Origin of the sequence: Clavibacter californiensis (genome assembly GCF_021952865.1) — a bacterium.
GTDB lineage: Bacteria > Actinomycetota > Actinomycetes > Actinomycetales > Microbacteriaceae > Clavibacter > Clavibacter californiensis.
The window spans coordinates 1,802,609-1,826,268 of record NZ_CP040792.1 but is presented as its reverse complement, the minus strand read 5'-3'; the positions used below and the strand labels follow the sequence as shown (position 1 = coordinate 1,826,268).

Sequence of the window (23,660 nt, the reverse complement as noted above, 5' to 3'; positions counted from 1 at the left end):
GCGAGCACATCGACGTGCTCCCTCCGAGAGGACACCATGAAGAACCGCGCCCGCCGTCTCACCGTCTCCCTCGCCGCCGTCGTCGCGGCGGGGCTCGCCCTCAGCGGATGCGGGTCGTCCCCCGACAGCGGCACCGCGGACCCCGCCGTCTCCCCCGCCTCCGGCGACACGCTCATCGTCTACACGAACTCCAACGGCGACGGCCGTGGCGACTGGGTCACGGCCGAGGCGGCGAAGGCGGGCTTCGACATCCAGATCGTGGGACTCGGCGGTGCCGACCTCGCGAACCGCATCGTGGCGGAGAAGAACAACCCCGTCGGGGACGTGGTGTTCGGCCTCAACAACATGTACTTCGAGAACCTCAAGGCGGAGGACGCGATCACCGCGTACACGCCCGCGTGGTCGGGCGAGGTCGACCAGGCCGCGGGCGATCCCGCCGACGGCGCGTACTGGCCGCTCGTGGAGCAGGCGATCGTCACCGTGCACGATGCGAAGCAGACCTCGGGCGGCGACGTGCCGAAGGACGTCACCGACCTCTACTCGTCGAAGCACGAGGGCGAGTACGAGGTGAACACGCGCCTCGGCGAGGCGACCCCGCAGCTCATCCTCGCGGGCCTCCTCGCGCCCTACGAGGACCCGGACGGCGACCTCGGCATCAGCGACGCCGGCTGGCAGGTCGTGAAGGACTACTTCGCGAACGGATCCCCCGCGGTCGAGGGCACGGACCTCTACGCCCGCCTCTCCCGCGGCGAGGTCGCGTTCGGCACGCTCGCCTCGAGCGGCATCGCGGCGCGCGACGCGCAGTACGGCACCACCACCGAGATCGTGCCCGCGAAGGCGGGCGTCCCGTTCGTCACCGAGCAGATCGCCGAGATCGCCGGCACGAAGAAGGAGGAGCACGCCCGCGCGTTCATCGACTGGTTCGGCAGCGCCGACGTCCAGGGGGCCTTCGCGGAGCAGTTCTCGAGCTATCCGGTCAGCACGACCGCGCGCGAGAAGGCGCTGCCTGCCGTGAAGGAGCTCATCGAGTCGCTCGACAAGCAGGACGTCGACTACGGCTTCGTGCGCGAGCACATCGCCGACTGGGTCGAGAAGACCGAGCTGGAGTACCTGCCCTGATGATCCGCTTCGACGACGTCGAGGTGCGCTTCGGCGACCAGGTGGCGATCCCCGGGCTCGACCTCGAGATCCACGAGGGCGAGTTCTTCACGCTCCTCGGGCCGTCCGGCTGCGGCAAGACGACGGCGCTGCGGACCCTCGCCGGCTTCGTCGACCCGTGCCGCGGAGACATCGTCATCGACGGCCAGGTCGCCACGCGGCTGCCGAGCGAGAAGCGCCGCGTGGGCATGGTGTTCCAGAACTACGCCCTCTTCCCCAGCATGTCGGTGCGGCAGAACATCGCGTTCGGCCTCACGGTGCGGAAGGCCGGTAAAGCCGAGACCGACCGGCTCGTGCGCGCCATGGCCGACCAGGTCGAGCTGAGCGAGGCGCAGCTCGACAAGAACGTGGCGGAGCTCTCGGGCGGCCAGCAGCAGCGCGTCGCCATCGCGCGGGCGCTCGTGCTCGAGCCGCGGATCCTGCTGCTCGACGAGCCGCTCTCCAACCTCGACGCCAAGCTCCGCGTGCAGCTGCGCGACCAGCTGAAGGGCCTGCAGTCGCGCCTGGGCATCACGACCGTGTACGTCACGCACGACCAGGAGGAGGCGCTCACCATGAGCGACCGCATCGCCGTCTTCGACGCGGGGCGGATCGAGCAGGTCGGCACCCCGGAGGACATCTACGACCGCTCGGCCACCGAGTTCGTCGCCACGTTCGTCGGCGCCATCAACGCGCTCGGCCCCGCCACGGTGTCCCGCCTCCGCGACGCCGGCGCGACCGACCTCGACGCCTCGAGCCGCGCCTACGTGCGCCTGGAGCGCGTGTCGGTGGATCCGCGCGGGGCCACCCCGGCGGACGCGGGCCGCGTGCGCATCGACGGCGTGGTCGCCGAGCGGTCGTATCACGGGTCCTACAGCACCTACCGGGTCGACCTCGGGGACGACGCCGTCCAGGCGCTCGTCGCCGAGACGGGTGCCCCGCCGCTCACGCCCGGCACCGAGGTCGTCGTGGGCATCGACCCGGCCGCGATCCTGCAGTACCGGTCGTAGCCGTGCGCACCCCCGTCCGCGCCCTGCTGCGCTCGCCCCTCGGCGTCGTGGTGCTCATCGCCGCGCTCTGGTTCGTCGTCACGTTCCTCGTGTTCCCGAACGCGAACCTGCTCGTCACGACCTTCTTCCCCGACGGCGCTTTCAGCGGTCGCGCGCTCGAGAAGCTCCTGAGCTCCGACCGGGCGATGCGGAGCGTCGGCAACAGCCTCCTGCTCGCCGTCACCCTCGCGATCACGGTCAACGTGGTCGGCATCTTCATCGTGCTGGTGACCGAGTACTTCGTGGTGCGCGGATCCCGCGTGCTCTGGCTCGGCTACGCCACGACGCTCATCTACGGCGGCATCGTGCTCGCGGCAGGGTACAACTTCATCTACGGCCGCTACGGGTTCGTCACGGCGCTCGCCCAGCGCGCGTTCCCCGACCTCGACCCCGACTGGTTCTCGGGCTACTTCGCGGTCGTCATCGTGATGACCTTCGCCACCACCACGAACCACATGCTCTTCCTCCGCTCGTCTCTCGCGGCGATCGACCACCAGACCATCGAGGCGGCCCGGAGCATGGGCGCGGGCACCGGGCGCATCCTCTTCCGCATCGTGCTGCCGGCGCTGCGGCCCATGATCTTCGCGGTCACCGTGCTCACTTTCCTCACGGGCCTCGGGGCGCTCACCGCTCCCCTGGTGCTCGGCGGCACGGGCTTCCAGACGGTGGCGCCCATGATCGTCACGTTCTCCAAGAGCACGAGCTCCCGCGACCTCGCGGCGCTCCTCGCGATCGTGCTGGGCGTCGCCACGATCGTGCTGCTGGCGATCATGAACCGCGTCGAGAAGTCGGGCGTGTACTTCTCGGTGGCCAAGGTCGCGACGCCGCTGCAGAAGCAGCGCATCCGGAACCCGATCGTGAACGGCGTCGTGCACGTCGTCGCCTACGCCCTGTTCGTGGTCTACGCGCTCCCCGTCATCCTCATCGTGCTGTTCTCGTTCCTCGACTCGAAGAGCGTGCAGACGGGCACGATCACGCTGGACTCGTTCACGCTGCGGAACTACGCGACCGTCCTCGGCTCCCCCGACGTGCTGCGCCCCTTCGTCGTGAGCCTCGTCTACAGCGCGCTGGCCGCCGTGATCGTCGTGGCAGGCCTCCTGTTCGTCGCGCGCATGATCCAGCGCAACCGCAACTGGGTCACCGCGACGCTCGAGTACCTGCTGCACATCCCATGGATCCTGCCGACCATCCTCATCGCGCTCGCACTGCTGCAGACGTTCGACCGGGCCCAGCCGCTCATCGGCGGGCAGGTGCTCACGGGCACGACCTGGCTGCTGCTCGTGGCCTACATCATCGTCAAGGTGCCGTTCACCCTGCGCCTGCTCAAGGCGGCGTTCGCGAGCGTGCCGCAGTCGCTCGAGGACGCGGCGCGGATCCTCGGCGCGAAGTCGCTCACGACGTTCCGGCGGGTGCTGGTGCCGCTCGTGATCCCCACGGTCGCCGCCATCACGGCGCTCAACTTCAACAGCCTGCTCGACGACTACGACGCGGCGGTGTTCCTCTACCAGCCGCTGTACGAGCCGCTCGGCATCGCCATCAAGGCGAGCACCGAGGGCGAGGCCAACCTCGACTCCATGAGCATCACGTTCGTCTACACGGTCCTGCTCATGATCATCATGGGGCTCACGATGTACCTCGTGTACGGGCGCTCGGGCGGGCGGAAGCGGCGACGCGGGCGGACGAGCTCGCCCGCGCTGGAGACGACGGCGCCGGCCCTCGCCACGTCGGATCCGGGAGCGCCCGCCATGACGGCGCCGCGCACGCCGATGGGCTGATCCCCACGTCGAACGCGACGAAGGCCCCGTCCGGGTGGACGGGGCCTTCGTCGTGCCGGACGGATCCGTACCCTCGACGAGCGTGGAGCATGCGACGCGATGGTGGAGATGCGGGGAATCGAACCCCGGTCCACTGCTGTAATCCTGCGCCTTCTACGGGTGTATCCAGGAAAGGCGTCCTGCTCGGCCCCGGAACTTGCTCCTGGCATCTGATCCGACGGGCCCAGCCTCAGTTCGAGTCCCACGCGGCCCTGAGGCACGACCGCGCAGCGAGCTCCCTTTTCTGACGCCGACTTACCGGTTAGAGAGCATCCCCGGGTCGACGGTCCTGTTAGTGCGCTCGCTTAGGCAGCGAGAGCGAAGGACGACTGCTTGTTATTGGCAGTTGTATTTTGCAGAGAGCGTTTACGAGATAGCCCTGCATCCTCGACCCGCTTCTCGCAGTCATTCAGGCAATGTCGAAACCGATCATCCCCATGAACGGCCCAGCGCCTCCGTGAGGCGCCCGAGCCGGGTCGCATGTTCCACGCTGTCGAGTTGTCAATCGCCGATCGCGCACGCACGACCAGCCCTCCATGTTAGCCGACCGCTGACGGTCGCACCACCGGGAGGAGCGAGCTACTCGCCGAGGCGGCGGTGGGACGACATCGCCCGGTCCGCCTCGCGCTTGTCCTGTCGCTCGCGCAGCGTCTGGCGCTTGTCGTACTCCTTCTTGCCCTTCGCGATGGCGAGCTCGACCTTGGCGCGGCCGTCGACGAAGTAGAGCTGCAGCGGGACGACCGTGTAGCCGCCCTCCTTCACCTTGGAGTGGATCTTGAGGATCTGCTCCTTGTGCAGGAGGAGCTTGCGCTTGCGGCGCACCGGGTGGTTGTTCCAGGTGCCCTGGTTGTACTCGGGGATGTGCACCGCGTCGAGCCACGCCTCGCCCGCGTCGACGAACGCGTAGCCGTCGACCAGCGACGCCCGCCCCTGCCGGAGCGACTTGACCTCCGTGCCCGTGAGCACGAGGCCGGCCTCGTAGGTCGACTCGATGGTGTAGTCGTGGCGCGCCTTGCGGTTGGTCGCCACCACCTTCTCGCCACGTTCCCTGGGCACGGTGGACTCCTCGATGGTTCAGGTGTATCCGCCCGGATCCGGGCAGCCCATCAGCATACCGGAGGATCAGATCCGCAGATAGCGGCTGATGGCGAAGTTCGCGGAGACCGCCGCGAGCACGACGCCGACACCCAGGAGGATCGGCACCACCAGCAGCGCGTCGTCCATGTTCACCAGGGATATCGACGTGAGCCTCGTGCTCAGGAACCCCTGGACGAAGAACTTCACGAGCGCCACCGTCGCCGCGCTGGCGAGCACCGAACCGATGAGCGCCGCGAACACGCCCTCGAGGATGAACGGGGTCTGGATGAAGCGGTTCGACGCCCCGACCAGCCTCATGATGCCCAACTCCCGTCTCCGCGAGAACGCGGACAGGCGGATCGTGGTGGCGATCAGCAGGGCGGCGGCCACGAGCATCAGGCCGGCGATGCCGACGGCGGTGAGGCTGGCGGCGTTGAGGATCGAGAAGATCTGGTCGAGGTACTGCCGTTGGTCGGTGACGTTCTCGACACCGGCGAGCCCGGAGAGGCTGTCGCTCAGGATGTCGGACTTCGACGGGTCCTTGAGGTTCACCCAGAACGCCTCGTTGAGGAACTCCGGCTGCACCAGCTCGGTGACGGGATCGCCCTTGAACTGCTCCTGGAAGTTCTTGTACGCCGTGTCCTGGTCCTCGAAGTAGTACTTGTCGATGAACGGGGCGAGCGTGTCGCTGTCGAGCTGCTGCTTGACGGCGTCGATCTGCTCCTGGGTGGCCTTGCCGTTGACGCAGGTCTCGCTCGGCACCGAGGTGTCGGTGCAGAAGTCGATCGCGACCTGGGCGCGGTCGTACCAGTAGTTCTTCATCTGGCCGATCTGCATCTGCAGCAGCACGGCCGCGCCCACGAACGTGAGCGAGATGAAGGTGACGAGCACGACCGAGACGACCATGCTGACGTTCCGACGGAGGCCGTGGCCGACCTCGGAGAGGACGAGTCCGAGTCTCATCGCGTGGGCCCCACATCCTGTGCGCCGGTGTCGTCCGACGACTCGCCTCGGGCGCGGAGGCCCAGCTTCTCGGCCAGGCCGAGCTCGGCGAGCTCGGCGTCGTCGCGTCCGTCGGCGGGCGCGGATCCGCCCTCGCCGTCGGACAGGTCGGGCAGGCGGATCACGCCGGTGCCCTCGGGGAGCCGCCGGATCGATCCGGTGCTCGGGGCCGCGGGGGCGGCACCCCCGCCGTTTCGCCTGCTCGGCGGGGCGGGCGCAGTGAGCGGGCCGTCGTCCACGGGCGCGTCGGCCTGCCCAGCGGCCGGGTCGGCACGCGAGGGCTCGACGGGGTCCGCGGGGACCGGCTCGGCTGCGCGCGGCTCCGGGCGCGCGGGAGCGGCCTCACGGCGCTCCTCCGCGGCCGCGGCGGGGGCGGCGGCCGGACGGTCGCGCTCGGCGTCGCGCTCGGCGTCACGCTCGACCTCGCGCACGGGGACGGGATCCACGCGCGCGGCCTCGGCGAACGCGGAGGGAGCGTAGGCGGGAGCCGCCGGCCGGGATCCGCGGTCGGACCCGTCGTCGCCTTCCGGTCGCGCCGCGCGCCCGGCCTCGGCGTCGCGGTCGGGCGACGTCGCCGGGATGATCTGCACGGCATCCACGGCGGGAGCGGCGGACGAGACGGCGGCGGGCGCGACGACGGGAGCGGCGGATGCCGGTGCCGCCACAGCCGCAGGGGCCTCGGCGCCCGTCCCGGGCTTCCGCGGCGCCTTCCTCGCGGCCTTGGCTGCGGCGGCCTCGCGGGTCGCCTCCTCCTTGGCGCGCGCCTTCTCGTCGGCGCGCCGCTGCTTGTCGCGCCTGGCCTGCTCGCGGCGCTCCGCGGCGTTCGCGGGCTCCGCCGGAGCGGTCGGGCGCACGGGTGCAGGGAGCGGCGCGGCGGGCACGAACACCGGCGTCGGCGCGGCGACGGGAGGGTGCTCGGGGTTCACGCCGACCGGGTTCTCCGCCGTGCGCGGCAGGTCGATGGCGGACGTCTGGTACTGGCCGCCGACCTCGTCGCGGACGACCTCGCCGCCGATCAGCTCGATGACGCGCTTCTGCATCTGGTCGACGATGCCGGAGTCGTGGGTGGCCATGATCACCGTGGTGCCGTTGGCGTTGATCCGCTCGAGCACCTGCATGATGCCCGCGCTCGTCAGCGGGTCGAGGTTGCCCGTGGGCTCGTCGGCGAGGAGCACGGCGGGCTTGTTGACCACGGCGCGGGCGATGGCCACGCGCTGCTGCTCACCGCCGGACAGCTCGTGCGGGAGCCGCTGCTCCTTGCCCTTGAGGCCCACCATGTTGAGGACGTCGGGGACGGCCTCCTGGATGAAGCCGCGCGACTTGCCGATCACCTGGAGGGTGAAGGCGACGTTGTCGAACACGGACTTGTTCGGGAGCAGCCGGAAGTCCTGGAACACCACCCCCAGGCTGCGCCGGTAGTAGGGGACCTTGCGGCTCGACAGCTGGTTCAGCTGCTGGCCCAGGACGTGGATCGTGCCCTGCGTGGGCCGGTCCTCCTTGAGCACGAGACGCAGGAAGCTGGACTTGCCGGACCCGGACGCGCCGACGAGGAAGACGAACTCCCCGCGGAGGATCTCGAGGTCGACGGAGCTCAGCGCCGGTCGGGGGTTGCCGGGATACACCTTGGATACGTGGTCGAACCTGATCATGTCGGTACGACCCTAGGCACGGGAGGTGCCTTTCGCCGCATCGACTCACCGCGGCGAGGGGTCCCTTCGGACTCTCTCAGGCGCGGTCGGGCGACTTCCGCCAGCGGATCCCCGCGGAGATGAAGCCGTCGAGGTCGCCGTCGAACACGTTGGACGGGTTGTTGACCTCGTGCTCCGTGCGGAGGTCCTTGACCATCTGGTACGGCGCGAGGACGTAGCTGCGCATCTGGTCGCCCCAGCTCGCGGTGATGTTGCCGGCGAGCTCCTTCTTGGTGGCCGCCTCCTGCTCGCGCTGCACGAGGAGCAGGCGCGACTGCAGCACCCGGAGGGCCGCGGCGCGATTCTGGATCTGGCTCTTCTCGTTCTGGCAGGTGACGACGATGCCGGTCGGGAGGTGGGTGATCCGCACCGCCGAGTCGGTCGTGTTGACGGACTGGCCGCCGGGGCCGGACGAGCGGAAGACGTCCACCCGCATGTCGTTCTCGGGGATCTCGATCGACTCGGTCTGCTCGATGAGCGGCACGACCTCCACGGCGGCGAACGACGTCTGGCGCTTGCCCGCCGAGTTGAAGGGGCTCATGCGCACCAGGCGGTGCGTGCCGGCCTCGACGGAGAGCGTGCCGAAGGCGTACGGCGCGTCGATCTCGAAGGTCGCGGACTTGATGCCCGCCTCCTCCGCGTAGGAGGTGTCGAGCACGGTGGCGGAGTAGTCGTGCTGCTCGGCCCAGCGCAGGTACATGCGCATGAGCATCTCGGCGAAGTCGGCCGCGTCGACGCCGCCGGCGCCCGCGCGGATGGTGACGACCGCGGGGCGCGGGTCGAACTCGCCGTTGAGGAGCGTCTGCACCTCGAGCTCGTCCATGATCTTGGTGATGCCGGCGAGCTCGACGACCGCCTCCTCGGCGGACTCCTCGTCGTCCTTGGCCATCTCCACGAGCACGTCGAGGTCGTCGAGGCGGCGCTGCAGCTCGTCGATGCGCTTGAGGTCGGCCTGGCGGTGGCTCAGGTCGCTCGTGACCTTCTGCGCCTTGTCCGTGTCGTCCCAGAGGTCCGGCTCACCCGCCTGGGCGCTCAGCTCCTCGACCTCCTGCTGCAGGCGCTCGACGCCGATCACCGAGCGGATGTTGGAGTAGGTGTCGCGCAATTCTGTGATCCGCGAAGAGAAGTCCTGGTCGATCATGGTGCCGCCCAGCCTACCGTCAGGGCCGTCGGCGGCGTCCGGGGCGGGGGCCGCCCGCGCGTAGGCTCGGGGGCGATGTCGACCCCCGATGCCCCCTTCTCCCTCCGCGAGGTGGCGCTCCCGGCGCTGCTCCCCGCGCTCCTCTTCTCCATCGGCGAGGGGGCGATCATCCCCATCATCCCGATCGTCGCCGGCAGCCTCGGCGCCACGTTCGGCATCGCCGCCTTCATCGGCGGCATGATCATGCTCGGCGAGCTGGTGGGCGACATCCCGAGCGGATCCGTGGTGAGCCGCATCGGCGAGCGGACCGCCATGATCGGCGCGGCCTTCGTCTCCATCGGCGGCCTGGTGCTCTGCCTCCTCGCGCCGAACCCGCTCGTGCTCGGGGTGGGGGTGTTCCTCATCGGCGTCTCGACTGCCGTCTTCGCGCTCGCCCGGCACGCGTTCATGACGAGCTTCGTGCCGCAGGCGTACCGGGCCCGCGCGCTCTCGACGCTCGGCGGGACGTTCCGCGCCGGGTACTTCGTGGGGCCGTTCCTCGCCGCCGGCGTGATCCACCTGACGGGCGTCTCGCAGTCGGCATTCGTGATCCACGTCGTCGCGTGCCTCGCCGCCGCCGTGACCCTGCTCGTGCTGCCCGACCCGATGGACGTCGTGCGCCGCAACCGCGCCGTGGACCTGCAGAGCGCCGCGGCCGCGACGGCCGGCGAGCCGCAGGACGACGAGTCGGTCGGCGCCGCGGCCGGGACCGCGGTGGCGGGGCGCGAGTCGGAGGGCCTCGCGCGCACCCTGTGGCGGTTCAAGGGCGTGCTCGTGAAGCTCGGATCCGGCGCGGCGCTCATCGGCGCGATGCGCGCGGGCCGCGGCGTGCTCCTCCCCCTGTGGGCCGTGAGCATCGGCATCTCGGACGCGAACACGGCGCTCATCATCGGCATCGCGGGCGGCGTGGACTTCGCCCTCTTCTACGCGAGCGGCCAGATCATGGACCGCTTCGGCCGCCTCTGGAGCGCCGTGCCGTCGATGGTGGGCCTCGGCCTCGGCTACCTCGTGCTCGCGCTCACCCCGGACCTGCCGACGAGCGTGCAGTGGTTCATCGGCGTGGCCATGTTCATGTCGGTGGCGAACGGCGTGGGCTCGGGGATCCTGATGACCCTCGGCGCCGACCTCGCCCCGCGCGAGGACCCGGCCCCCTTCCTCGGCGCCTGGCGCTTCACGGGCGACGCCGGCAGCGCCGCCTCGCCGCTCCTCATCGCCGCGCTCACCTCCGCCGCGTCGCTCGCGGTCGCCAGCGGCGTGATGGGAGTGCTCGGGCTCATCGGCGCCGGGATCCTCGTACGGTACGTGCCGCGCTACGTGCCCCGGAAGCCGCGACCGACCGCCTGAGGCACGGATCACCCGCCTCCCGCGGGTCCGACCGGCGCGGCGCCCGGCCCGACCAGCACGCTGCGGGCGGTGCTCGTGACGTCGATGCGCACTCCATCGGGGGCGAAGAGGGAGGCGACCGGCGGGATCCACGTGGCGGAGAGGGTGACGCGCGCGCTGCGGCCGTCCGGCGTCGTGGCGCCGTCGACGTGGAGGTCGCGGATCCCCGCCGTCGGCTCGTCGGCGAGGAACGCCGTGACCGTGGAGGCCACTTCGGCGTCCGTGAGGGGCGGGAGCGCGACGCCGTCGTCGCCGACCGCGACCGCCGCCGCGCCGCCGCCGCCGCCGTCCACGTCGAAGGACTCGGCGCCCGCCAGCGCGGCCGCGTCCGCCAGCGAGAAGAGCCGGGCGCGCTCGAGGTAGAGCGAGGACGCCGCCGACACCATGAGGATCACGGCGAGACCCAGCGCGCAGGACGCGATCACGAGCGGCAGGATCGAGCCCTCGTCCTCGGCCGGGGTGAGGGCCGGGATCGACGCGCGGTCGCGCCGACGCCGCGACGGGCCGGCGATCATCGTCCCCCTCGTGCGAAGACGGAGACGCGCTCGTCCGCGTCGCCGTGGACCGCGACCGCTCCTGGCGCGTCCGGCCCGGCGACGGGCGGCGCGAGAGGCAGCTCGACCGCGACGCGCACCGACACGTGCACGAGCGACCGCGGGGCGTGGCAGCTCTGCGGATCCGGCGTGCACGTGATGTCGAGGGCGATCCCGCCCGGGGCGATCCCCTGGTCGGCGAGCGCGACCTCGACGGCCGACCGCGCCTCCCGGCGTCCGGTCGCGTCGTCGTCCGCCCGCACGTAGACGCGGGCCGCTTGCCGGGCCGCGCCCTCCGTGCCCAGCGCCGCACCCTGGATCGCGGACAGGGCGAGCACGAGGTAGACGAGCGGGACGAGGAGGAGCACGCCCGCCGTGATGAACTCGAGCGCCGCCGAGCCCCGGTCGTCAGCCCAGGCGCTCCACGGCCGCATGGCCCGTCACCTCCAGTCCGCGGTCGACGCCGAGGAGGCCGATGAGCGGCAGCGTCGTCCGCACGGTGACGCTGACGACCGCGTGCCCGAGCACGGTGCCCGTTCCCGCTGTCACGTCCTCCGCGTACCGCGCACCCACCGCCGTCGTGATCAGCTCGCGCGTGCGCTCGACGCCGTCGGCGCGGGTGGCGCCCGCGAGCGCGGCCGTGCGGGCGCCCTCCGCGGCGGCGTCGAGCACGGTCGTCCGCACGTGCAGCGCCAGCGCGAGCTGGACGACCGACAGGGCGAGGACGACGAGGAGGGCGCCGACCATGACGAACTCGGCGGGTGCCGAGCCGCGGTCGTCGCGCATCAGAACGACGTGACCCGGTTGATGGCCTGGGTGAACACGCTCTGCAGGAGGGGACCCGCCACTCCCCAGAGGATGATGACGAGCCCGGCCGTCATCAGCGTGATGAGCACCCAGCCGGGCACGTCGCCCCGGTCGTCGTCCCACGGGGCTCCGGGCGTGGCATCAGGGCCCAGTGCGCCTCGTTCGTCGGTCATGTCGTGCCTCTCGGTCGGTGTCGGTGTCGGTGTCGGTATCGGTGTCGGATCGGGTCGTCGGTGCCCGCCTACAGCCCGAGCTGCAGGACGAAGACGCCGGGGAACAGGGCGAAGACGATGGTGAGCGGGAGGATCAGGAACACCAGGGGCACGAGCATGGCGTTAAAGTACCTTTATGCTCTGCGTCATCTACACCCGGATCAGCCTCGACCGCACGGGTGAGGAGATGGCCGTCACCCGACAGGAGCAGGCGTGCCGAGAGCTAGCAGCTCGTCAGGGCATGGACGTGGCCGCGGTGTACTCCGACAACGACATCAGCGCCACCAGCGGAAAGGTCCGGCCCGCGTTCGAGGAGATGCTGGCGGCGCAGCCGGAAGCAATCGTGGCGTGGCATCAGGACCGGCTGCTTCGCCTGACGCGAGACCTAGAGCGGGTCATCAGCCTGAACGTGCCGGTCTACACCGTTACGGCAGGCACGCTAGACCTCACTACTCCGGCAGGCCGGGCGGTTGCCCGCACCGTAGCCGCGTGGAGCCAGTACGAAGGTGAGCAGAAGGCGACCCGTCAGGTCGCAGCGAACGCCCAACGAGCCGGCAGTGGTCGCATGTCGTCTCGGGCAGGCTACGGCTACATACGGACAGGTGACTCAATCGAGCTTGAGCCTGAGCAGGCACGGGTGATCCGGGAGGCCGTGAAGCGGGTGCTTCGCGGTGACTCCTTACGGTCAGTGTGTGCCGACTTCAACGAGCGAGGCATCGCGACCCCTGGCAGCGGAGCACAGTGGAACTCGACGACGCTGAAGCAATTGCTGCTTCGACCGAGCCTGGCGGGACGCACGGTCCATCGAGGAGAGCTAGTGGGCTACATGCCCGAGAGTACCGAACGCGTCATCAGTGAAGACGAGCGCGAGGAACTGAAGGCTCTGCTCACTGACCCGGAGAGGAGGACCGCCCCCGCGGGTCGCACCCCGAAGTACCTTCTCAGCGGCATCGCCCGTTGTGGCCGGTGCGGCGGCGTCATGGTCCGCGCTGTTGGCAGGATGACCGTCCAGGCCAACGGCAACACCAAGCGGCAGCCCCCGAGCTACGTCTGCAGCGAGTGCCACCGCGTACGCCGAAAGCAAGCCGATGTTGACGCCCTGGTCGAAGGTATCGTGGTCGGCCGTCTGGCGATGCCGGATGCCGTCGGGTTGTTCCCTCAAGGTGACCCTGCCGCCCTCCACGAGGCTCTGCAAGCCGTCCGGACCGTGGACTCGCGCCTGGCCAACGCCGCCGATCTGTACGCATCAGGCGCGATCGACGGGGCACAGCTCTCGCGCATCAGTGAGGGGCTCCGTGCCGCGCGCATCCAGGCGCAGGCAGAGGTGACCGCGGCGCTGCCATCAGCCGTCCCGCCGGAACTCCTGGGTGGTCTCGCCGCCGAAGTCTGGCCGACCCTGCCGATGGATACGAAGCGCCCCATCCTGGACACCCTCGTGAGCGTCACGATCATGCCCAGCGGCAGCGGCAAGTCGTTCAACCCAGACAGCGTGGTGGTGGCCTGGCGGTCCTAGCGTGGCGGCGCGGCCGTCTCTCAGCGGTCGCTCGGCGGCGCCCCGCCTACCTCACGCCTATCCCGCTTTGCTCGCGCGACACGCCGTTTGACCAGGGATTTTACCGGTCCTGCGCAAGCCGGTAAAGTGCGCCACAATAGTGCTTGTGACCACCACTATTAATCTCACCTGCCGGAACCCCCGGCATGACCATGACGCTCGCGTCGTGTCGCGGTGGGATGACGGACGGAACGGCACCTGGAAGCCTCGACAGGCATACAGCCCGGCGGTCGGTGAGGCGTTTGCGCTCATCTGGGAGCCGACTGGCGACATTTACGCTCGCTACAAGTTCCCATGCGGTGCCGAGGTCAGGCAGGAGCGGTTGCACTTGCTTCTCTCTGAGGCCCGCGCTTCCGGTCAAACGGAGATCACGCTAGCCTGACCCCGCACTTGGTCCTCACGACCCGCTTGACGGGTAAGTCGACTTCTAACTGAACAGACAATCGCTCTCTCAGCGGAGGGCTCCCTACTTGGCGCGCACTCGCGCCGTGAGGAGTCCCTCATGAAGTCTGTTCGACAGTCCGCCGCCCTGGAGAAGGCGCAGGCGTACCGCACTCCCGACCCGGAGCGCAGAGCCGAAGCCAGCCGCAATCTCGCTGAGCTCAACATCGCCGACGCCATCGAGCGTGCCCTGAGCTCTGCCCCGCCCTTGACGCCGACCCAGGTCAAGCGCCTGTCGGGCCTCCTGCGGGGAGCCCAGCGATGACCGGGGGCTGGCCTGAGGAGGTCGACTACCCGAGCAAGAAGTGGGTGACCGAGTCCGAGGCGATGGGCGTGCTGAGGAACGGCCCCAAGATCACATGGTTCGAGCCGTGGGCTACCCGCGGCACGCTGTTCGCTGCCCCGGCGGGGTTCAAGGGTCCGTACGGGTACGTCCACATGCGCGGCGGCGCCGACGACCCGGAAGCGAAGACGTTCTGGGACAGGTCGGGTCTGGCCTGGGGCCTGGACAACCTGTACGGGCATCACGACGGCTGCGCTGACTGCGAGGGCGTCTTCTACTTCATGCCGGACGAAAAGATCGCCATGCGCATGGTCGTTGAGGAGTACCCGCCCGTCACCAACGGGGAGGCTCGGAGGATCGCTCGACGTCAGCGTCAGCAGGAGCGCAGGCAGGCACGCTTCCACAGGTTGCTGTGGAGGGCTGCCGAGCTCGTTGCGGCCAGGGCCGAGGCCGACTCGTGAACGGCAATCGTTACCGCGCGCTGCGTCTTGCCGAAGCGGGGTGGGCGGTCCTACCGCTCGACGGCAAGCGTCCCGTCACGCCCCACGGCCACCTCGACGCGACGACGGACCCGAACACCATCCGTCGACTGTGGGGCGACCAGGACTGGAACGTCGGCTCACCCGTGCCGCACAACCTGCTCGTCCTCGACGTGGACCCCCGCAACGGTGGAAGCGTTGAGGAGTTGGAGCAGCGCGCCGGGGCGGCCCTGCCGCCAACCCTGGAAGTGATCAGTGGTCGCCGTGACGGTGGGCGGCACCTGTACTTCATGCGGCCGTTCGAGCGCCCGTACCGCGGGAACATCCCGCAGGGCATCGATGTCAAGACAAACGGCTACATGGTCATGCCGCCGAGCACGCACCCCGACACCGGCAAGAGCTACAAGTGGGTCCAGCGGGACATCGCGCGCCTGCCCCGTGAGGTCGTCGCGCTGATGCTGCCGCGTAGGCGGGCGTCTCGTCGTACGGCCACCGGGGTGGATGCCCTGGCCCTGGCCACGTGGCTGCGGAAGGTGAGCGTGGGCGAGCGCCACGACAGCCTCCTGTGGGCGGCAAGCCGTCTGCACGAAGCCGGAGCCGGCGACCGCCAGCTGGACCTGCTCATCGACGCCGCGGAGGACATCGGCTTCAACCCCCGGGAGGCACGCCGTGTTGTCGAATCTGCCCGGAAGGTGGTTCACAGATGACCGTGCGCAAGAGCACGACCCCGGTCCGCAAGAAGCCGACCGTGCCCAGGGTGCCGAAGGTGCCCGACGTCGACGGGTTGCTGCCGGAGGGCGAGCGCCGAGAGCTCGAAGTCCAGGAGAAGGTGCGGCAGCTGGAGGTCACCGACGAGGCCCGCCGTCGTCTAGAGGAGGCCAAGGCGGGCGCACTGGAGATCCCTACGCCGGAGTCGCTGTCGAGGTTCCTCCGCAGGAAGATGCCGCCGGAGCGGTACGTGATCGACAACCTTTGGCCCGTGGGCGGAAACATCATGTTCTCGGCGCAGCGCAAGGCAGGCAAGACGACCATCGGCCACAACCTGATGCGTTCGCTGGTGGACGGCGACCCGTTCATGGATCACTTCGACGTGCTCACTACGCGGCGCGTGCTGCTGCTCGACTTTGAGATGTCCGACCGGATGCTTCAGCACTGGCTGAAGGACCAGCGGATCCGCAACACGGCCAACCTCAAGGTCGTCAACATGCGGGGCAAGGCGGGGTCGTTCCGCATTACCGACGACAAGATGCGCGCGCGGTGGGCGCGGGTCATTGAGGACACCGGAGCCGAGGTGCTCGTCGTGGACCCCATGCGCCCTGTGCTCGACGCGATCGGCCTCAAGGAAGCGAACGAAGGCGGCCCGTTCCTGCAGGCGTTCGACGCGCTCAAGGTCGAGGCAGGCGTGAGCGAGGGCATGATCGCCCATCACCACGGCCATGTCGCTGAACGTGCTGCCGGTGACAGTCGCTTCGAGGGCTGGCCGGATGCCATCTGGAACGTGACCCGCCAGGACATGACCGACCCCGACTCCTTCCGCTACTTCGAGGCGTTCGGCCGGGACGTGAGTGTGCCCAAGGGCATGGTCCTGATGAACGAGTCGAGGCGGGTGGCGTTCAAGACGGACATTCCGGAGGAGACCAAGTCCGCCGTCATGGACCGGCTGGTCATGTGGCTGCTGGAACAGAACGGCGAACGCAACACGGGACAAATCCAGGATGCGGGCATCAAGGGCATCAACAAGAACAACGTCGCCGAGCGAATGCGTACGGCCGTGAGTACGGGTCGGGTCGAGATACGCGAAGGAGAACGCGGTTCCAAGTGGTACCGCCCCGCCCAGCACCCCTAGCGAGTAGTAGTACCCCCCCCCCCCCCCTAAAAGGAGGGGGGGGGGGCACACAACTACAGGAGCGGGCTCACCTCAAAAACAGGCAAGAGGGGGTGGTGGGGGTACTACCCCCGGCCGCCGTCCACCAGCAGACAAGGAAGCGCACCATGACCGACAACAACGACACCGAAGCCGCCCAGACCATCACCATCCACGTCGACGACGAGGTGCTATTCCGCCTTCGGGAAGGACGACACCCGCTCGTCTACTCCGACACGGTCGCTCGCGTCTCGTACGACATGGGCATCGGGGTCCTGCACATGGGCACGCTCTGGAACTTCGGCCTCGTGGACGGCGCTGAGGCTATCGAGCTGGACGACGGCACGGTCGTGGCCGTGGCTGACATCGACCCCAAGTCGCTCGCCGTCAACCGAGCAGGGAGCGGCCCATCGTGACTCATCCACTACGGCTGTACGGCTCATATGTCCGCCTCGCAGGAAGGCGCACCCCGTGACCGCCAATGAAGCGTGGGATGCCCTGAGTGAAACGCTGGAGGACAACGCGCCCGCGTGCCGTGGAGACGAGCGCTTCACCGCAGACCGCCTGACCGACCGGCAGCGCGAGGACTGCGAGTCCATATGCGGGCGCTGCATCGTGGTCGACCTGTGCGACACGTACGCCCTCACGGCCCGCGTCGAGGCCGGGTACTGGGGCGGCCACATCTACTCGCCCAAGGGGCGACGGTGACCCTCGCGGGCTACTCACACAAGACCACCGCGCCGGGCGGAACCCGGCACCCTCTGAAAGGAACCACCATGAGCAAGACCACCCCCGCCACCCTCGAGCGCGACCTTGCGGTCACCCTCGGCAACTTCAAGCAGCGCGCCACGGAACTGAAGAACGCACACAGCGCGACCCGGAAGGAGATCCTCAGCGACCCGATGACGTCGGACCTTGCCAAGCGCGAGAAGGTCGACGAGCTGACCAAGCAGACGCGGAGCAGCCTCGACGCGATGAAATCGGAGCAGAAGAATTACGTGAAGGAGCTGCGCGTCAAGATCGAGCGCGAGCTGCTGGGCAACCAGCCGACCGACGCGCAGAGCGTGCTGGTCCGCAGGGACGCCGCCGACCGTGCCCGACGCATCCCCAACGAGGACGAGGCGCTGGCCGTGCTGCAGGACGCGACCCGCGGCGGGGACGACAGCCTGGCGCACGCCGTGGGCTACCGCGCCCGCAACTCCGGATGGGAGAAGGCGCTCGACGCCTACCGTGAGGCCCAGCCGGGCTCCGCAGACTCGGCCACCGCCCTGGCCACGGTCGAGGGCCTGGACCGGGACCCGAGCTACAACTTCTCGACCTCGGCCACGTACTCCATGCCGCTGTAGTAACCACCGCCTGACGGAGACCCCTCCGCCGCACGAGAGACCCCTGGCCCACGCTAGGGGTCTCTTGCTGTAGGTGCACCTACGCCCGGGCCTGCCGACGAGCCCTTGCCCGACCCGAGAGGCAGCGGCGAGGAGACCCGGCTGCCTGGTGCGGCCCCGCCATCGGCCCCGCTGCCGAGGACCGTGAGCTCGCCGCCGAGGAGCCGTTTGCCACGAGGGGACCCTTCAGGCAAAAAACCTTCATGTCACACCTCACACCGCGCCGCGTGCGCCTCCTCCTCATGGCGGACTCGACCGCCCTCGTCCGTAGCGGCACGACCGGAACCGTGCAGCAAGTGGACGACACCGGAACGGTCCACGTGCTCTGGGACGACGGCGCGATGCTCGGTCTCCTTCCGGGCCACGACGTATGGGACGAGCTGTGCGCGCTCTGCGGTCACGTTCTCCTGCCGGGGTGCTGCCCCGCCTACCCGACCGTGCGTGAGCCGGAGGGCGACCGATGACCACGATGATCGGCTACCTCCGCGTCTCGACCGAGGAGCAGGTCAGCAGCGGGCTCGGGCTCGACGCCCAGCGCGACACCATCCAGCGTTACGCCGACGCGCACGGGTGGGACGTGGTCTGGTATGAGGACGCGGGCCTAAGCGCCAAATCGCTAAACCGCCCCGCTCTACAGCAGGCCCTCACCCGACTGCACCCGAAGCGTCGTGACGTGAACGGCATCGTGGTCGCCAAGCTCGACCGACTTAGCCGCAGCGTGCATGACTTCTCAGGCCTGCTCCGCTTGGCCAACGCGCGCCGGTGGTCAGTCGTGGCGATCGACCTCGGCGTCGACACCAGCACCCCCACCGGCCGGCTCGTGGCGAACGTGATGATGAGCGTGGCTGAGTGGGAGCGGGAGATGATCGGGGCGCGTACGTCGGCTGCCATGCAGGCCGCCAAGCGTCAGGGCAGGCATATGGGCAGGGTGTCCTCACTCCCCCAGGCCACCGGCGAACGCCTGCTGGCGCTCCGCGCCACGCATACCCTTACCGACACCGCGGAGCGGCTTAACGTGGAACTCATTAAAACGGCGACAGGCACATGCTGGTCAGCCAACGCAGTGGCAAAGGCACAAAGACGTCTCAACGGCTTACATAGCGGATAGCACTTTTATTGCGTACTGTGACGCAGCTGGTCTCTACGCATCCCGCGGTCTGCCTCGCGCCGATCCTCGCGCCACATGTAAACTTCCGTGTACGAGTCGAAAAAGGCCTTATAGCGGCCGACGAGTTCCCCGTCCGGCTCTTCCATGCGAGATGCGGTCATAGCAAGATCGGCCGCAATGTCTGAGAGCCACCTGGCCCAACCTTTAGGACTCGACCCATGGAACGTCTGGATTTCCGTGTCGGTTGCCGAATCCACTAAGCTGTCCAGCCGATTTCTCAGGGTGCCGTCTTTTAACCCCCCTATGGCTCGACGAAGGTCTACTTCAAAGCCTGGCCACCGCTCGGCGAAGTAGTACTCAAATACCTGAGTATCTCGCTCCGTGTCCTGCGAATCAATGTACAGGATCACGGCAAAGAACAACTCGGCGACGGCTTGGGCACGGGCAGCCTCGTCGGTAGCCGCAACTCTCTTGGCGGCATCCTCCGCGTCGGCTCGTAACTGACGAGCTGCCGCTTCCGCTCGATCGGCGACAGCCTGCGCTAGTTCTTTTTCATGCGCAAGTCGCATCTTTTCGCGTTCTTTGTCGGCCTCAATCTTTGCTTGCTCATTCTTCCGATTAGATCGGGCTGTGACTATGGCTACTAGGACTGGTATGATCCCGGCTGCCAGGATAGTAAGCACGGGCAAAAGCGCGCCTACTCCCGCCACGAAGTCGGCGGAGGTCATCAGCTGACCCTGTTGCGGTGAGTCTCGAAGTAGGCATGGCGTGTGTGGTTAGCCTGACCCGTGAAACCCTTAAACTCACCGAGCTTGTACGCGACACCTGTCGACGTCTCCTTGATTTCAACGTCAAAGTCTCGGGCAAGGACGGCAAGGCGACGTTCGACGGACGCCTGGCTGAAATCAGTCAGGGCCTCGATCAAGCGCTCCATCGATACGAAATCTTGGGTACTAGAAAGTGCCCGATATACCGGATCGTGCACGTCGGCCGTAAGTTCGGGCAGCTCATGCGGCGAGCCCTCGTGAGTTAGAGCATCACGGATCGAGTTGCCAATGGCCTCAGCGACCGGCGGTGGGAACGCGTTACCGATCTGACGGTACTGCGCCGTTTTGCGTCCTGCGAACTTCCACTCGAAGTCGTCGCGCCAGCCCTGCAGGCGTGCGACCATCTCGATCGTGAGCTTCGGCGCCTGTACTGACGGATGCGGGGCGTCAGCAGCAGGAGCCGAGTTCGCGACCCCCCGCCCATCTACGCCCATGGCCGCCCAAGCACTCTTGGCACGCGTCGGACCGAGGTCTGCCCCGCCGTGCTTCTTGCTACCGCCGACAAGCGTCGGGCCAATGCGGTTCGCCATCGCCGCCCAGTCATCAACGTGCGGCCACCCGTTGGCCCCCATGAGGTCGCGGAGGGCCTCCCCGACAGACACACGCTCGGCGACCGGCTCGGGCCAACGGAAGTAGGCAGCATCCTCGGGCAGCATGGCGACCAGGACGAAGCGCGGACGTAGCTGAGCCACGCCATAGTCCGCCGAGTGGAGCAGCCGCCAGTCCGCCACGTACCCGAACTCCGCGAGGCGGTCGAGGATGTGCTGGCGGTACGCGGCGAAGCGCGGGGCTGCAAGGCCACGCACGTTCTCAAGGAGTAGCGCCCTGGGGTGCATGACCCCCACCTGCTCGACAGCCCATGCGAAGAGGTCGCGCTCGTCGGATGAGCCGAGCTGCTTGCCTGCGATAGAGAAGGGCGGGCAGGGGACGCCGCCCGCCAAGAGATCCACCCCTTCGTAGTCCAGGGGGTTCCACACGTCGAGGTCTGCGACGTCTCCCTCGGCCACCTTCCAGTCCGTGTTGTCTCGTAACGTCTGGCTCGCGTAGGCGTCCAGCTCGACAGCAAGGGCATGGTCAAAGCCCGCACGGTGAAGTCCAATCGACTGGCCACCCGCTCCTGCACAGATCTCGACGACACGGAGTGAGTTCATGATGTGACCTTTCGGGCTGGGTGCCTGCAACCATCATCTCGTGTCTCGCGCAGGCTCACGGCCTGGCGAGCACACTGTGACGTTGCACGTGGGCGATCGAACGCATGTTCGATCCTACGCCAAGTGCTCTCGTCATACGGGCAGGCGCGCGGAGCGCTGCTCCTGCCCTCGAACGTCTCGCAGCCGCGCCGGACGCTGCCGCGGCAAGGTGCGGCTTGACAGTGGCACTGTCCGGCATCCACTCTGGTCACGGAGCAGAGCGACGGTCTCTGCCGGATTGAGGGATGTCCATGAATACGGAAGAGCGTCAAGAGTCTTCGAAGGTGCGCGTGGCGCGGTTCGTTGCATCGATTGGGGAGGGCAACATCTTCACGAAGCAGGATCTGGTTGCCGCAGTGCCCGGTGTGTCACAGGCTGATCGGCGCATGCGTGACCTGCGGGAGATCGGCTGGAAAATCGACAACTACAAGGACAACCCGCGCCTTCGTCCCGATCAGTACCTGCTGCGCACCATTGGCGTCAAAGTTCACGATGGCGAGAAGCCGGAGCGCGATCTAGGCAGAAAGGCGATCACCGGCGCGAAGCGTCGTCGCATCCTCGAACGGGACGGCAACACCTGCCAGGTCTGTTTCACGCCCGGCGGTGGCGAGTACTTCGATGCTCCCGGCCGTATCGCCCGGCTGACCATCGGCCACATCCTTCCAGTTGCGCGAGGTGGCGGCGACGAGGACACCAACCTCCGCGCGGAGTGTCAGCGCTGCAACGAGGACGCCCGGGACCAGACCGTGAACCCGCCGGACCTCGGTGAGATCAAGATGCGTGTGAAGGCGGCAGGGGGCCGCAAGGAAAAGGCCGAGCTCTTCCAGTGGATGCAGCGCGGCAGTCGGCCGCAGTCCGACAAGGAAAAGCTCTTCACAGACTGGGCGCGGCTCCCATACGCGCAGCGACAGGAGGTTCAGCTCGAGCTGGCAACGCAGTTCCTGTCGGACCCAGAGGCTTAAAGCTCACGGCCGCACGTCCACCGTCTCAACTCCCTGAATCGACGTTTTCCAGGAAGACGGATGGCAAGCGACTGGACATGCCGCCGGGCCGTAAGCCCGTGTGGCCTAAGAGCCTCTAACGCTCAGGCTGATCGTCTTTCCATTTTGCCACGATGCGCTTGACGGTTAAAGACGCTTTTTCTTTATCGTCAAGAGTTGCCGCGACGTCAAGTAGCCCAGCGAGCATGTCATTAATCGTAGCAATCTCTCGCAGTTGATCGCGCAGCTCGACATTTTTTGACAGCTGGCCGTGAACCAGGTCATTTCTGACGGTGAGCATCTGTTTGATATGGTACGCCTGGTCTTCGGTCAATGTTCCATCGTAGGTAAGCTGCTTGATGATCGTACCTATAGAGCGACGGCCGGTGTCGGGCAGCACGCGCGAGGCAAGCTCCTCCAGCTGTTGTTCAAGCGAGCTCCACGCGCGCATGAATTGGACGTTGGCTTCGTCTCCGCGAAGCGCGCTATGAGCAGTCGTACTGACCGAACGACGATGCAAAGCCACGGACCGCGCAATGACTTGATCCGCTCGCTCCCTGTGCATCGCAGCCTTTTTGCGGCCGTCACTGAACAACACATAGTTGACTATTGCGAATGCGACAAGTGTCCAGACGGTGGTGAATACCAAAGATACACCACCAGTTGGGTCCATGTCGAATATAGTCGCAGTCAGCGGGACGCTTAGGCCTCCGGCAATAATACTGACTACCGCGGCTACGGACGAAGTTAGGCGCGCATACCTAAGAATATACCGTGAGAAATGAGATTCTTCCTCCGCTCGGATGCGCAGTTGCATCAGTTCATCCACTTCCGGATCGGCGTAAACCGACCGCATCAAGTCGATGGCGGAAATTTCCCGCTTGGCAGTTTCAGCCAGTGCTTGCTCGATAAGGCGCGCCCGGTACGCTGCAGTCAACTCGTCCAGCGACTCGCGGGCTGCTGGAGTCAGCCGACGTTCGCCGTCTCGTGCGCTCGCGGAGTCAAAAGTCATTGGGAGTCCTTTCGGCCCTGTCGAACGGTCACTGTGAAGATAATGCCAAGCAAGAGTGAGAAGAAACAGACAACACCCCAGTTACTGGGCTCGAGCCAGAGCCATTCTCGATCTCCGACAGCAGCGCCGCCCGCAACGCCAAAGAGGGCTGTGAAAAAGTACTGGCCCACTTCGACGGGAAGTACCCACTTTGGTAACTTGCGGCGAGGGGACTCCCGATACTCGATATCTCGCGCCCCCGCCTCCGCTAGGACGATCATTTTGGTCGTGAATTGAGCCTTCGGAGACGTGTCATTACGATGAACCGCTTCGAGGCGTTCAGCCTCGGTCATCATGCGATCTCCAAACGCTTTGATACCAACCTCAAAAGCCTCGCGCGCCTCGGGCAATTCAATTGCGGAGATACCTGGGATCACCACAGACACGGTATCGATGGGCAGCGCATCGTCGGTTTGGGCTACTGCTATGCCGTCACCTGACGTCGGTGTCAGGGACTTGCTGTTCTTCCCGAACATCGCCAACTTGCTTCCCCTCGGATCACTAGGAAGACTATAGCCGGATCAGGCGCAGTTGGTAGTGTCCATACCTTCGACAACTTTGAGCCATAGAGCGCCCGACCCCTCTCGAAGCTCGCGACACCGCGCGAACCTTCCAAGC

The 23,660-nt window shown here is 67.6% G+C and carries 27 protein-coding genes and 1 other RNA gene; 15 read left to right on the top strand and 13 right to left on the bottom strand.

Going from position 1 to position 23,660, the window contains the following annotated elements; genetic code table 11:
• Positions 1 to 36: 36 nt before the first annotated feature.
• Genes FGD68_RS08945 through FGD68_RS08935 form a run of 3 tightly spaced genes read left to right on the top strand, consistent with a single transcriptional unit; the run spans position 37 to position 3,961 of the window.
• The gene (locus tag FGD68_RS08945) at positions 37 to 1,119 is read left to right on the top strand and encodes an extracellular solute-binding protein (RefSeq protein WP_119373027.1); all 1,083 of its coding nucleotides are present in this window, start codon (positions 37 to 39) and stop codon (positions 1,117 to 1,119) included.
• Positions 1,119 to 2,147: an ABC transporter ATP-binding protein gene (locus FGD68_RS08940; protein ID WP_119373028.1), complete on the top strand. Its 1,029-nt coding sequence runs from the start codon at positions 1,119 to 1,121 to the stop codon at positions 2,145 to 2,147. Before FGD68_RS08945 ends, FGD68_RS08940 begins: the two co-directional genes overlap by 1 nt.
• A gap of 2 nt (positions 2,148 to 2,149) precedes the next feature.
• On the top strand, positions 2,150 to 3,961 hold the full coding sequence (locus FGD68_RS08935; protein ID WP_119373029.1) for an ABC transporter permease: 1,812 nt from the start codon (positions 2,150 to 2,152) through the stop codon (positions 3,959 to 3,961).
• 100 nt (positions 3,962 to 4,061) lie between these two features.
• On the opposite strand, the gene ssrA is transcribed toward FGD68_RS08935, so the two are convergent.
• The 5 genes from ssrA to prfB form a co-directional block, all read right to left on the bottom strand.
• Positions 4,062 to 4,437: a transfer-messenger RNA gene (ssrA, locus tag FGD68_RS08930) on the bottom strand.
• A gap of 142 nt (positions 4,438 to 4,579) precedes the next feature.
• Positions 4,580 to 5,056: an SsrA-binding protein SmpB gene (smpB, locus tag FGD68_RS08925; RefSeq protein WP_012037997.1), complete on the bottom strand. Its 477-nt coding sequence runs from the start codon at positions 5,054 to 5,056 to the stop codon at positions 4,580 to 4,582.
• Between the two features lie 66 nt (positions 5,057 to 5,122).
• Positions 5,123 to 6,040: a permease-like cell division protein FtsX gene (gene ftsX, locus FGD68_RS08920; RefSeq protein ID WP_012037996.1), complete on the bottom strand. Its 918-nt coding sequence runs from the start codon at positions 6,038 to 6,040 to the stop codon at positions 5,123 to 5,125.
• Positions 6,037 to 7,728, bottom strand: coding sequence for a cell division ATP-binding protein FtsE (gene ftsE, locus FGD68_RS15595; RefSeq protein WP_394803860.1), 1,692 nt, complete (start codon positions 7,726 to 7,728; stop codon positions 6,037 to 6,039). The genes ftsX and ftsE overlap by 4 nt, the downstream gene beginning before the upstream one ends.
• A gap of 76 nt (positions 7,729 to 7,804) precedes the next feature.
• The gene (gene prfB, locus FGD68_RS08910) at positions 7,805 to 8,908 is read right to left on the bottom strand and encodes a peptide chain release factor 2 (protein ID WP_104235460.1); all 1,104 of its coding nucleotides are present in this window, start codon (positions 8,906 to 8,908) and stop codon (positions 7,805 to 7,807) included.
• Positions 8,909 to 8,983: 75 nt separating this feature from the next.
• Here prfB and FGD68_RS08905 point away from each other — a divergent pair, with 75 nt between their 5' ends.
• A complete protein-coding gene (locus FGD68_RS08905; protein ID WP_237609367.1) occupies positions 8,984 to 10,291 on the top strand; it encodes an MFS transporter in 1,308 nt (435 codons plus the stop codon).
• A gap of 8 nt (positions 10,292 to 10,299) precedes the next feature.
• Here FGD68_RS08905 and FGD68_RS08900 read toward each other — a convergent pair whose 3' ends face one another.
• Genes FGD68_RS08900 through FGD68_RS08885 form a run of 4 tightly spaced genes read right to left on the bottom strand, consistent with a single transcriptional unit; the run spans position 10,300 to position 11,843 of the window.
• Positions 10,300 to 10,845, bottom strand: coding sequence for a pilus assembly protein TadG-related protein (locus tag FGD68_RS08900; protein WP_237609366.1), 546 nt, complete (start codon positions 10,843 to 10,845; stop codon positions 10,300 to 10,302).
• The gene (locus tag FGD68_RS08895; RefSeq protein WP_119373916.1) at positions 10,842 to 11,297 is read right to left on the bottom strand and encodes a hypothetical protein; all 456 of its coding nucleotides are present in this window, start codon (positions 11,295 to 11,297) and stop codon (positions 10,842 to 10,844) included. The genes FGD68_RS08900 and FGD68_RS08895 overlap by 4 nt, the downstream gene beginning before the upstream one ends.
• A complete protein-coding gene (locus FGD68_RS08890; protein WP_043587392.1) occupies positions 11,272 to 11,649 on the bottom strand; it encodes a TadE/TadG family type IV pilus assembly protein in 378 nt (125 codons plus the stop codon). Before FGD68_RS08890 ends, FGD68_RS08895 begins: the two co-directional genes overlap by 26 nt.
• Positions 11,649 to 11,843, bottom strand: coding sequence for a hypothetical protein (locus FGD68_RS08885; protein ID WP_119372640.1), 195 nt, complete (start codon positions 11,841 to 11,843; stop codon positions 11,649 to 11,651). The genes FGD68_RS08890 and FGD68_RS08885 overlap by 1 nt, the downstream gene beginning before the upstream one ends.
• A 175-nt stretch (positions 11,844 to 12,018) precedes the next feature.
• Between FGD68_RS08885 and FGD68_RS08880 the strand changes: the two genes are divergently transcribed.
• The 10 genes from FGD68_RS08880 to FGD68_RS08835 all read left to right on the top strand — a co-directional run bounded on the left by FGD68_RS08880 (position 12,019) and on the right by FGD68_RS08835 (position 18,994).
• Complete coding sequence (locus FGD68_RS08880) at positions 12,019 to 13,395, top strand: recombinase family protein (RefSeq protein ID WP_119372641.1); 1,377 nt, start codon at positions 12,019 to 12,021, stop codon at positions 13,393 to 13,395.
• 541 nt (positions 13,396 to 13,936) lie between these two features.
• Positions 13,937 to 14,140: a hypothetical protein gene (locus FGD68_RS08875; protein WP_119372642.1), complete on the top strand. Its 204-nt coding sequence runs from the start codon at positions 13,937 to 13,939 to the stop codon at positions 14,138 to 14,140.
• A 44-nt stretch (positions 14,141 to 14,184) separates the two neighbouring features.
• On the top strand, positions 14,185 to 14,619 hold the full coding sequence (locus FGD68_RS08870; RefSeq protein ID WP_147361618.1) for a hypothetical protein: 435 nt from the start codon (positions 14,185 to 14,187) through the stop codon (positions 14,617 to 14,619).
• On the top strand, positions 14,616 to 15,344 hold the full coding sequence (locus FGD68_RS08865) for a bifunctional DNA primase/polymerase (RefSeq protein WP_182480892.1): 729 nt from the start codon (positions 14,616 to 14,618) through the stop codon (positions 15,342 to 15,344). Before FGD68_RS08870 ends, FGD68_RS08865 begins: the two co-directional genes overlap by 4 nt.
• Entirely contained in the window at positions 15,341 to 16,483 is a 1,143-nt protein-coding gene (locus FGD68_RS08860; protein ID WP_119372645.1) for an AAA family ATPase, read from the top strand. The genes FGD68_RS08865 and FGD68_RS08860 overlap by 4 nt, the downstream gene beginning before the upstream one ends.
• 146 nt (positions 16,484 to 16,629) lie before the next feature.
• A complete protein-coding gene (locus FGD68_RS08855; RefSeq protein WP_119372646.1) occupies positions 16,630 to 16,917 on the top strand; it encodes a hypothetical protein in 288 nt (95 codons plus the stop codon).
• 55 nt (positions 16,918 to 16,972) lie between these two features.
• Positions 16,973 to 17,209 (top strand): WhiB family transcriptional regulator, encoded by a 237-nt coding sequence (locus FGD68_RS08850; protein ID WP_182480893.1) that lies wholly within the window; start codon positions 16,973 to 16,975, stop codon positions 17,207 to 17,209.
• A 68-nt stretch (positions 17,210 to 17,277) separates the two neighbouring features.
• Positions 17,278 to 17,847: a hypothetical protein gene (locus tag FGD68_RS08845; RefSeq protein ID WP_119372648.1), complete on the top strand. Its 570-nt coding sequence runs from the start codon at positions 17,278 to 17,280 to the stop codon at positions 17,845 to 17,847.
• A gap of 242 nt (positions 17,848 to 18,089) precedes the next feature.
• The gene (locus FGD68_RS08840) at positions 18,090 to 18,350 is read left to right on the top strand and encodes a DUF4314 domain-containing protein (RefSeq protein ID WP_119372649.1); all 261 of its coding nucleotides are present in this window, start codon (positions 18,090 to 18,092) and stop codon (positions 18,348 to 18,350) included.
• The gene (locus FGD68_RS08835) at positions 18,347 to 18,994 is read left to right on the top strand and encodes a recombinase family protein (protein WP_119372650.1); all 648 of its coding nucleotides are present in this window, start codon (positions 18,347 to 18,349) and stop codon (positions 18,992 to 18,994) included. Before FGD68_RS08840 ends, FGD68_RS08835 begins: the two co-directional genes overlap by 4 nt.
• Before the next feature lie 5 nt (positions 18,995 to 18,999).
• On the opposite strand, the gene FGD68_RS08830 is transcribed toward FGD68_RS08835, so the two are convergent.
• Both FGD68_RS08830 and FGD68_RS08825 read right to left on the bottom strand, forming a co-directional pair.
• Positions 19,000 to 19,722, bottom strand: coding sequence for a hypothetical protein (locus FGD68_RS08830; RefSeq protein WP_147361619.1), 723 nt, complete (start codon positions 19,720 to 19,722; stop codon positions 19,000 to 19,002).
• Positions 19,722 to 20,972, bottom strand: a complete 1,251-nt coding sequence (locus FGD68_RS08825) for a DNA cytosine methyltransferase (protein ID WP_119372652.1) — start codon at positions 20,970 to 20,972, stop codon at positions 19,722 to 19,724. Before FGD68_RS08825 ends, FGD68_RS08830 begins: the two co-directional genes overlap by 1 nt.
• 284 nt (positions 20,973 to 21,256) lie before the next feature.
• Between FGD68_RS08825 and FGD68_RS08820 the strand changes: the two genes are divergently transcribed.
• Positions 21,257 to 21,973: an HNH endonuclease gene (locus FGD68_RS08820; RefSeq protein WP_220452706.1), complete on the top strand. Its 717-nt coding sequence runs from the start codon at positions 21,257 to 21,259 to the stop codon at positions 21,971 to 21,973.
• 115 nt (positions 21,974 to 22,088) lie between these two features.
• Here the strand turns inward: FGD68_RS08820 and FGD68_RS08815 are convergent, their stop codons facing one another.
• Together FGD68_RS08815 and FGD68_RS08810 are read right to left on the bottom strand one after the other, a co-directional pair.
• Positions 22,089 to 23,003, bottom strand: a complete 915-nt coding sequence (locus FGD68_RS08815) for a VIT1/CCC1 transporter family protein (protein WP_147361620.1) — start codon at positions 23,001 to 23,003, stop codon at positions 22,089 to 22,091.
• Complete coding sequence (locus FGD68_RS08810) at positions 23,000 to 23,518, bottom strand: hypothetical protein (protein ID WP_147361621.1); 519 nt, start codon at positions 23,516 to 23,518, stop codon at positions 23,000 to 23,002. The genes FGD68_RS08815 and FGD68_RS08810 overlap by 4 nt, the downstream gene beginning before the upstream one ends.
• Positions 23,519 to 23,660 lie beyond the last annotated feature (142 nt).